The 8,161-nt window shown below is 73.8% G+C and carries 7 protein-coding genes; 2 read left to right on the top strand and 5 right to left on the bottom strand.

Features of this window, described 5'->3' with window-relative positions; genetic code table 11:
• Positions 1–97: 97 nt before the first annotated feature.
• The 3 genes from DZF91_RS10235 to DZF91_RS10245 form a co-directional block, all read right to left on the bottom strand.
• Positions 98–1,120, bottom strand: coding sequence for an alpha/beta fold hydrolase (locus DZF91_RS10235; RefSeq protein WP_117357243.1), 1,023 nt, complete (start codon positions 1,118–1,120; stop codon positions 98–100).
• 312 nt (positions 1,121–1,432) lie between these two features.
• Positions 1,433–2,683, bottom strand: a complete 1,251-nt coding sequence (locus tag DZF91_RS10240; RefSeq protein WP_235834196.1) for a cytochrome P450 family protein — start codon at positions 2,681–2,683, stop codon at positions 1,433–1,435.
• A 34-nt stretch (positions 2,684–2,717) separates the two neighbouring features.
• The gene (locus DZF91_RS10245; protein ID WP_117357239.1) at positions 2,718–3,872 is read right to left on the bottom strand and encodes an epoxide hydrolase family protein; all 1,155 of its coding nucleotides are present in this window, start codon (positions 3,870–3,872) and stop codon (positions 2,718–2,720) included.
• Positions 3,873–4,346: 474 nt separating this feature from the next.
• Here DZF91_RS10245 and DZF91_RS10250 point away from each other — a divergent pair, with 474 nt between their 5' ends.
• Positions 4,347–5,138: a TIGR03084 family metal-binding protein gene (locus DZF91_RS10250; protein ID WP_117357240.1), complete on the top strand. Its 792-nt coding sequence runs from the start codon at positions 4,347–4,349 to the stop codon at positions 5,136–5,138.
• Positions 5,139–5,152: 14 nt separating this feature from the next.
• Positions 5,153–6,142: a dTDP-glucose 4,6-dehydratase gene (gene rfbB / locus DZF91_RS10255; protein WP_117357244.1), complete on the top strand. Its 990-nt coding sequence runs from the start codon at positions 5,153–5,155 to the stop codon at positions 6,140–6,142.
• 76 nt (positions 6,143–6,218) lie between these two features.
• Here rfbB and DZF91_RS10260 read toward each other — a convergent pair whose 3' ends face one another.
• Together DZF91_RS10260 and DZF91_RS10265 are read right to left on the bottom strand one after the other, a co-directional pair.
• Positions 6,219–7,595 (bottom strand): protoporphyrinogen/coproporphyrinogen oxidase, encoded by a 1,377-nt coding sequence (locus DZF91_RS10260; protein ID WP_117357241.1) that lies wholly within the window; start codon positions 7,593–7,595, stop codon positions 6,219–6,221.
• The coding region (locus DZF91_RS10265; protein WP_117357242.1) for an SDR family oxidoreductase at positions 7,585–8,161 on the bottom strand (577 nt) is incomplete at its 5' end. The genes DZF91_RS10260 and DZF91_RS10265, both read right to left, overlap by 11 nt.

Consider the following 8,161-nt stretch of genomic DNA (forward strand, 5'->3'; position numbering starts at 1 on the left):
GCCGCCCGCGCGACGCGGCGCGGGCGGCGGTCCTTACGGGGAGGTCCTCACGACCGGGGACGGAGGACGGAGAGGGAGAGGGGAGTCGACGGGACGGTCAGGGGGCGCAGGACGCGAGGTCGCCGGTCGGCGGGGTCGCCGGCGGCGGGCCGAAGAACAGGTTCGCGCACTGCTGGAGGTAGGCAGGGTTCTCCTCGGGGATCCAGTGGCCGGTGTCGGGCGCGATCGCGGTCCGGACGTCGGTCGCGACCGCCTGGAACGACTGCGCCACGCCCGCGCCGAACACGTACTGCGAGCCCATCGCGAGGACGGGGATCGTCAGCTTGGTCGCCGAGGCGGCCTTGTTGTACTCGGCGTCCGCGGGGAACGCGCGGTAGTACTCGAAGCCCGCGCTGCGGTGCTCCGGGTCGGAGTAGGCGCGGACGGCGCCGTCCTGATCGATCCGGTCGGGGTGCCGGGCCGAGCTGAACAGCCAGGTCAGGTACGTGCGCGTGTGCGCGGCGTCGTTGATGAGGTTCTCCGGGACGGGCTTGGCGGTCTGGTTGAACAGCAGGTGCCAGCTCACGCCGTAGGCGTTCTCCAGGCCGAACCCGTTCAGCGGCGACTCCAGGACGGCCATCCGGGAGACGTCGCCCGCGAAGTCGTGCGCGTACGCGTACGCCACCGAGACGCCCAGGTCGTGCGCGAGGATCTTGACCTTGCCGTAGCCGAGCGCCGCGACGCCCTGGTGGATGCGGGCGGCGGTGTGCGCGGTGTCGAAGCCGCCGGACGGCACGCTCGACGCGCCGAGGCCCGGCAGGTCGAACGCGACGACCGTGTGGGTCTTCGCGAGCTCCGGCATCACCTTGCGCCACTCCCGCCAGGTCTCCGGCCACCCGTGCAGCAGCACCAGGACCGGGCCGGAGCCGCCCTTGACGTAGTGCAGGGTGCCGCCCTCGACGGGGACGACACCGTCCTGGAAACCGGACAGCGCCTCGGTGTCGGCGGTGAGGCGGCCGCCCGCCTGCGCACCGGAGGTCGAGGCGAACAGCACGGCCGCCGCGGTCGCGGCGGCGGCCAGCCCGCCGCGCCACCTGCGGGCGCGGCGCGAACGGCGGTGGGGGACGTTCTCCTGCTGCATCGTGCTTCCCTTCGTCGGGACCGGCGACATGCCGATCATCAAGACCGGCCGGCGACGCGGGACTCATCGGTCGCCGACCGGTCGTCTGGAACGGGTTCGGAACGTGCTGGTCAGGGGCCGGCCCCCGAGGCCGGGCCGTGGCAGGCCGGGCCTCGGGGGCGGGCGCGGAGGTCGGGTGAGGAGTCGGGCCTGGAGGTCGGGCCGCGCGGCTCGGAGCACGCGGCGGGGGACAGGGGGCAGGCGGGCGGCAGGGGTCAGGCGGCAGGGGTCAGGCGGCGGGGGTGAGCCGGACCGGGAGCGTGCGGTGGCCGTTCATGATGAAGGTCGGCAGCGGCAGCAGCTCGTCGCGCGGCACCGCCAGGGACAGGTCCGGGAACCGCTCGAACAGGCTGGACAGGCCGACGGTCGCGACCATCCGGGCGATGCCCGCGCCGAGGCAGACCGCTCGAACAGGCTGGACAGGCCGACGGTCGCGACCATCCGGGCGATGCCCGCGCCGAGGCAGTAGTGCGGGCCGTGCCCGAACGACAGGTGCTCCTTGCTGTCGCGGGTGATGTCGAACCGCCCCGCGTCCTCGCCGTGCAGCGCCGGGTCGCGGCCGATCGCGCTGTAGTTGACCAGGATCGGGTCGCCCTTGGGGATGGTGACGCCGTCCAGGTCGATGTCCTCCACCGCGTACCGCAGCGGCAGGTGCGCGAGCGGCGACTCGACCCGCAGCGTCTCGTCGATGACGTCGTCCCAGCTCGCCTCGCCGGTGGTGACCAGCGCGCGCTGGTCGGGGTGGGTGAGCAGCGCCGTGATCGCGTTGTCGAAGAAGTTGATCGTGGTCTCCGACCCGGCGCCGAGGATCGCGAAGATGGTGTCGGCGAGCTCCTGCTCGCTCAGCCGGGTGCCGTCCTCGTCGCGGGCCGCGATGAGGTCGCTGGTGATGTCCTCGCCCGGGTTCCGGCGCTTCTCCTCGATCAGCTCGGCCATCGCGCCGCGCCAGCCGGCGAGGACGGCCTGCGCCTGCTCGGGCGTGACGGTCGTGTCCACCATCATGTCGATGACCTTGGCGGTCTGCGCCCGCGCGTCCTCCGACATCCCGATGAGGTCGGCGACGAGGCGGGCGGGCAGCGGGTAGGCGAACCGCTCGCGCAGGTCCACCACGTCCCCGGGCGGGGTCTGCGCGAGCGCGTCCAGCAGCTGCGTGGTCAGCTCGACCACGCGCGGCCGGATCGCCTCGGTGCGGCGCGGCGTGAACGCCTTGCCGACCAGCCGCCGCAGCCGGACGTGGTCCTTGCCGTAGGCGGTGACCATGTTGTCCATCGCGATCCAGCTGATCATCTCCCAGTCGGGCGGGATCTCGCCGTTGATGAACGCGGGCCAGTGGTTGCGCGCGCTCTTGGTGACCCGCGGGTCGGTGAGCACGCTGCGGACGGCGTCGTGCCGGTTGACCGACCACGCGCACACCCCGCCGGGAAGTCCGACCAGGACGGCGGGCCCCTGCTCGCGCAGGGCGTCCGCCTCGCCGTGCAGGTCCCGGCCGGAGGTGTCGAGGTTCACCGGGCAGCGTCGATCCATCGGAGTGGTTCTCCTCATCGGTGGGTCCGCGGGGTCAGCGGACGGTGCGGAAGAAGGCGCGGACGTCGTCGACGAGCGCGTCGGGGCGCTCCAGGGCGGCGAAGTGGCCGCCGGAGTCGAACTCGGTCCAGTGCGTCAGGGACGGCAGGTCGCGGTCGGCGAACCGGCGGACCGGCAGGAAGATGTCGTGCGGGAAGACCGCGACGCCGACCGGCGCGGGCACCGGCGGCGGGACGACCCCGGAGGCGGCCTGCGCGACCGCCGCCGCGCCCTCGTAGTAGAAGTGCGCCGACGACCCGATCGTGCCGGTGAACCAGTACACCGACGCCTGGGTGAGCAGCGTGTCGCGGTCCACCGCGGGCTCGGGCGCGCCGCCGTTGTCGGTCCACTCGGCGTACTTCTCGGCGATCCAGGCGAGCTGGCCGACCGGGCTGTCGTGCAGCGCGTAGGCGAGCGTCTGCGGCCGGGTGGCCATCACCTTCATGTAGGCGGACATCTCGGCGTCGAACCGGGCCAGCGCGCCGAGCCGCGCCTGGTCGGCCTCGCTGAGCCCGGCCATCTCGGCGGGGTCGCCGGACGGGAACGTCATCAGCATGTTGACGTGCACGCCGAGCACGTGCCCGGGGTCCTGCCGGCCGAGCTGCAGCGAGATCGGCGATCCGGCGTCGCCGCCCTGCGCGCCGTAGGCGTCGTAGCCGAGCCGGTCCATCAGCTCGGCCCAGGCGGCGGCGATGCGCGGCACGTCCCAGCCGGTCTCGCGCAGCGGGCTGGAGAACCCGTAGCCCGGCAGCGACGGGATCACCAGGTGGAACGCGTCGGCGGGGTCGCCGCCGTGCGCCCGCGGGTCGGTGAGCGGGCCGACGACCCGCTCGAACTCGGCGACCGACCCCGGCCAGCCGTGCGTGAGGATGAGCGGCAGCGCGTCCCGCTCGGGCGACCGGACGTGCATGAAGTGCACGGTCTGGCCGTCGATCTCGGTCGTGAACTGCGGGATCTCGTTCAGCCGGGACTCGGCGGCGCGCCAGTCGTAGCCGTCCCGCCAGTACCCGGCCAGGTCCTTCAGCCAGCCGAGCGGGACGCCGCGCCGCCACCCGACGCCGGGCAGCTCGCCCGTCCACCGGGTCGCCGCGATGCGGCTCTTCAGATCGTCGATGTCGGCCTGCGGGATCTCGATTTTGAACGGGCGCATGGCCCACCCCATTCCGGTCGCGGGAGGAGGTCGGACGGCTGCCCGCCGAAGCCGCGCGCGCACCGGCGGAACCACGACCGACGGTCGCACCGCCGCTCCGGGCGCCGCATCTTCCGCCTTGCGCACCCCCTCGCGGCGCATCCGGCACATCGGCGGACGCGCGCGGAAGAACACCGGCGCGGGACGGGCCGGGCCGGGGATTTTCCCGGCCTTCCGGCGAGGCTTTTCCAAAATTGCGCGGTTTCGGGTCCGTGCCTCTTCAGGAAAAGTGAGCACGGCGGCGGACAAAGGGACGCGGGACCTCAGAGAAACGCGTGCACGTCACAGGGAAAGGTGTCCGGGGGTGGGGGAAACGCGCGCCCCCGGACGGCGAAGAAATGCGTGCGCGGCGCGGGGAAAGCACGTTCGCGTAGCGCTTCGCGGCGGCGTCCGGGCCATGCTCGAGGCACGATCCCCGAGGAGAGGACCCGGCCCGTGACGGACCTGAAGACTGTCATCGCCGACCTGACCGCCGAGAGCGAGCAGATCGACCGCATGGTCGAGGGCCTGCCCGCCGACCGCTGGGCGGACCCGACGCCCGCCCCCGGCTGGACCGTCGCCGACCAGGTGGCGCACCTGGCGTTCATCTACCGGCTCGCCGGGACCGCCGCGTCCGACGCGGACGCCTTCCGGGCGCTCACCGAGCGCGCCAAGGGCGACTTCGACGGCGCCGTGAACGCCGCGCTCGGCGACTACCCGCGCGCCGACCCCGGCCGCCTGCTGGACCGCTGGCGCGCCGAGCGGGACGCCGGGATCGCCGCGCTCGCCGCCTTCCCCGAGGACGGCGCGGTGCCGTGGCTGGTCAACCCGCTGCCGCCGGCGATCCTCGCCTGCGCCGGGATCATGGAGACGTTCGCGCACGGCCAGGACGTCGCCGACGCCCTCGGCCTGCGGCCGGAGCGCACCGACCGGATCGAGCACCTGGTGGGCTTCGCGGTGCTGACCCGCGACTTCGGCTACGAGTCGCACGGGCTGACCCCGCCGGACTTCACCTTCCGCTACGAGCTCACGCTGCCGTCCGGACGGTCCTGGGAGTTCGGCCCCGAGGATGCCGCCGACCGCGTCTCCGGGCCCGCCGAGGACTTCTGCCTGCTCGTCACCCGCCGCCGCAACCGCGCCGACCTGCGGGTGAAGGCCGAGGGCGCGGAGGCCGACCGCTGGCTGGACATCGCCCAGGCCTACCGGGGCCCGGCCGGCGCGGGCCGCGAGCCCGGCCAGTTCGGCTGACCGCCGTGACCGGGATGCTGGTCACCGGCGGGGCCGGTTTCATCGGCGCGAACTTCGTGCACCACACCCTCCGGCACCACCCCCGGTACCGGGTCCGGGTGCTGGACGCGCTGACCTACGCGGGGGACGAGCGGGCGCTCGCCCCGGTCGCCGGCCGGATCGAGTTCGTCCGCGGCGACGTGTGCGACGCCCGCCTCGTGGACGAGCTGGTCGCCGCGTCCGACGTCGTGGTGCACTTCGCGGCCGAGTCGCACGTGGACAACTCCCTGGACGACCCGTCCCCGTTCGTCCGGACGAACGTGCAGGGCACCTTCACCGTGCTGGAGGCCGTCCGGCGGCACGACCGCAGGCTGCACCACGTCTCGACCGACGAGGTGTTCGGCGACCTCGGCGCGGACGGCGGCGGACGGTTCACCGAGACCAGCCGGTACGACCCGTCCAGCCCGTACTCGGCGACCAAGGCTGCCTCGGACCTGCTGGTCCGCGCCTGGGTGCGGTCCTACGGGGTGCGGGCGACGGTGTCGAACTGCGCCAACAACTACGGGCCGTTCCAGCACGTGGAGAAGTTCGTCCCGCGGCAGGTGACGAACCTGCTGCTGGGCCGCCCGGCCAAGCTGTTCGGCACCGGCGAGAACGTCCGGGAGTGGACGCACGTGGACGACCACAACGCGGCCGTCCACCTCATCCTCGACCGGGGCCGGATCGGGGAGTCGTACCTGATCGGCTCGGGCGGCGAGCGCAGCAACCGGGAGGTGCTCGACCTGCTGCTGGAGCTGATGGACCGGCCGCCCGGCTCGTACGAGCACGTCCCCGACCGTCCCGGCCACGACCTGCGGTACGCCGCCGACTGCACCAAGCTGCGCACCGAGCTGGGGTGGCGCCCGCGCTTCCCCGACCTGCGCGCGGGCCTCGCCGAGACCGTCGCCTGGTACCGCGACAACGAGTGGTGGTGGAAGCCCGCCAAGGAGCGGACGGAGGAGCGCTACCGCAGGCTCGGCCGCTGACCTCCACCGCGAAGCCGCCCACCTCTTCCACGAGCGAGCCCCCGCCGGATCGGCGGGGGCTCGCTCGCGTCCGGGGTCAGTAGACGGCGGCCTCGCGGGGCTGCCGGGCGGACGGGGCGCGGTGCGGGAGCGGGATGCGTTCCTGGGCGCCGGTGAGCAGGTGGCGGGCGACGTCGCCGCCCATCTTCATCGCGTGGTCCATGTTCCCGTACTCGTAGAGCCAGGTGCCGAACCGTCCTCGCGAGTGGACGCCGTGCCGCTCCAGGTGGCCGAGCACCGTCGCCACGGCCTCGTTCCGTCCCAGGGTCGGGATCGGGTACGCCATCGGGATGCGGTGCGCCCACACCGAGCGCACCCGGTCCCGGTCGGGCAGCAGCCCGGCCGCCACGATCCCGTCCACCGTCTCGCGGACGAGGTCGTCCCGGGACGGTCCCGGCTCGTCCGCCGGCAGCGCGATCTCGGCGAGGAACGACACGTGCTCGGCGTGCGGCTCGGGCATGTTGCCCGGCGCGAACAGGCCCATGTTGGTGACCCGGTAGAACGGCGGGCGCTCGTCCGGGAAGTACATCCAGTGCCAGCCCGGGTCCACCGTCCCGGACGCGCCGACGCCGACCACGACGACCTGGTTGTGGCGCAGTTCGGCGGCGGCCTCCCGGACGTCCGGCGGGGCGTCGGCGAGCGCCGCGACGAGCCTGGTCAGCGGCATGGTGCTGATCAGCCGCTCGTAGCCGAGCACCTCGCCGGAGTCGAGCCGGACCGTGCGCGCGGCGGTGTCGACCTCCACCACCGACCGCCCGTACCGGACGTCCGGCAGGCGCGCGGCGAGCCGGCGGAACGGTTCGCCGATGCCGCCGCTGCCGGGGTAGCTGAACGTGCTGTTCGGCCCCCAGCCGGGCGCGGTGCGCCGCTCGACCAGGTTGCGCAGCGCGGTCTGCCAGTCCACGGTCGCGACCCGGTGCGCGACCCAGTCGGTGCACATCTCGCTGGTCGGGACGGTCCAGAGCTTCTCGTGGTACGGCCGCATGAACCGGTCCACGATGCCGAGGCCGAACTGCTGCAGCAGCCAGTCGTCGTAGTTGCGGACCGGCCCGGACGGCCGCTCGATCATGTCGACCATGCAGTCGGCGGCGTCCGCCTCGGGCAGCGCCGTCAGGTTGTGCTGGAACGGGTACGGCACCCAGCGGTCCCCGAACCGGATGTAGGACGACCGCTCGTGCCGCAGCACGTCGCCCGCCATGACGTCGTCCAGCAGGGCGTCGAAGTCGCCGAAGTAGCTGAACGCGACGTGCGCGCCGAGGTCCCAGACGAACCCGGCGGGGTCGGTCACCGACGACGCCAGTCCGCCCGCCCGCGGGGCGCGTTCGAGGACGACGGGGCGTCCGCCGGCCAGGTGCAGTTCGCGGGCCGCGGCGAGGCCGCACGGCCCCGCCCCGACCACCAGGTCATGTCTCATCGCTGTGCCCCTCCAGGGCGGTGACCGGCCGGATGACGATGCTGGCGACGTCGACCCCGTCCGGCTGCCCGGTCACCCAGGCGACGGTGTCGGCGATGTGCCCGGTGGTCAGGCTCGGGCCGGGCGGCGTCCCCCCGGCCGGGTCCCAGAACGCCGAGTCGACGCGTCCGGGGGCGATCAGGGTGACGCGGACACCGGTCCCGGCGACCATCAGCCGGATGTTCTCCGCCATCCCGGTCAGCGCCCACTTGGTCGCGCCGTACAGGTTGCCGCGGGTGGCGACCGTCCCGGCCAGGCTCCCGACCAGGACGATCCGGCCGCGCGCCGCGCGCAACGGTTCCAGCGCGGCCCGCACCAGCAGCGCCGGGCCGAGCACGTTGATCAGGACCATGTCGCGCCAGCCCGCCGGGTCGCCGTCCTCGATGCTGTCGAAGGTGGCCATCCCGGCGTTGGCGACGACGGCGTCCAGCCGCCCGAACCGCTCCAGCGTCGCGGCGACGGCCGCCTCGACGTCCGCGGGGTCGGCGGCGTCCGCGCGGACGGTCGCCAGCCGCCCGTCCGCGCCC

Source organism: Actinomadura logoneensis, assembly GCF_003428695.1.
Taxonomy (GTDB): Bacteria; Actinomycetota; Actinomycetes; order Streptosporangiales; family Streptosporangiaceae; genus Spirillospora; species Spirillospora logoneensis.

Bases quoted from the DNA above. Each gene is read 5' to 3' on its own strand.
- rfbB (WP_117357244.1), top strand. From the start codon at position 5,153: ATGCTGGTCACCGGCGGGGCCGGTTTCATCGGCGCGAACTTCGTGCAC.
- DZF91_RS10245 (WP_117357239.1), bottom strand. From the start codon at position 3,872: ATGCGCCCGTTCAAAATCGAGATCCCGCAGGCCGACATCGACGATCTG.
- DZF91_RS10260 (WP_117357241.1), bottom strand. From the start codon at position 7,595: ATGAGACATGACCTGGTGGTCGGGGCGGGGCCGTGCGGCCTCGCCGCG.
- DZF91_RS10240 (WP_235834196.1), bottom strand. From the start codon at position 2,683: ATGGATCGACGCTGCCCGGTGAACCTCGACACCTCCGGCCGGGACCTG.
- DZF91_RS10235 (WP_117357243.1), bottom strand. From the start codon at position 1,120: ATGCAGCAGGAGAACGTCCCCCACCGCCGTTCGCGCCGCGCCCGCAGG.